Annotated in this window: 2 rRNA genes; both read left to right on the top strand. The window is 37.4% G+C overall.

The window, feature by feature from the left end:
• A 16S ribosomal RNA gene (locus tag BN3326_RS00020) occupies positions 1-111 on the top strand; the annotation flags it as partial.
• A 507-nt stretch (positions 112-618) separates the two neighbouring features.
• Positions 619-713 (top strand): 23S ribosomal RNA (locus BN3326_RS00015); the annotation flags it as partial.

The following is a 713-nucleotide window of genomic DNA, read 5'->3' as shown; positions in this document are numbered from 1 at the left end:
CGTCGGTGACCTAACCCTTCGGGGAAGGAGCCGCCTAAGGCAAAACCAATGACTGGGGTGAAGTCGTAACAAGGTAGCCGTATCGGAAGGTGCGGCTGGATCACCTCCTTTCTAAGGAAAATGACTGTATGTGGTTACTACTCTATCTTGAGAGTTCATGCCTATAAGCTCTTATGGATAAGCTTTTTTCGCTGAAGAAAGTAATATCCGTAAGACTGACTACGAAGGATTTCGTAAAAAATCTTAGCGAATTTTTGAAACTGCTTTTAGGAGCACTGTTTGAGCGTAGCGAGTTTGCGACGTTAGATTCAAAAAAGAGATTAGATTTTTAGAAAGACAGAGTCGGAAGGCTATAGGATATTACTTTCAAACTTTGTACTTTGAAAAACAAATACTACGAAAATAAGATTTTAAACTTCAAACGACGTTATTAATGCAGACGATGTGTTAATGATGTAGCAAAGAAATGATAAAATCTACAATTTAACCGAAAATATTAAACTATTCTTTTTAAGTAAACGTAAGTTTGCTTTAGAATAACAAGGCACTATTTTCTATATTATATAGAAATATTGACCGATAAACGGAGTTTATTTATAAACAAAAGTTTATCTATTAGGTCAAGCTACTAAGAGCGTAGAGTGGATGCCTTGGCACCGAGAGCCGATGAAGGACGCGATAAGCTGCGAAAAGCTTGGGGGAGCTGCAAATAA

Source organism: Cellulosilyticum sp. I15G10I2 (assembly GCF_900095725.1).
Lineage (GTDB): Bacteria > Bacillota > Clostridia > Lachnospirales > Cellulosilyticaceae > FMMP01.
Note: the sequence above shows the minus strand (reverse complement) of the source record. Positions and strands in the feature narration are given on the sequence as shown.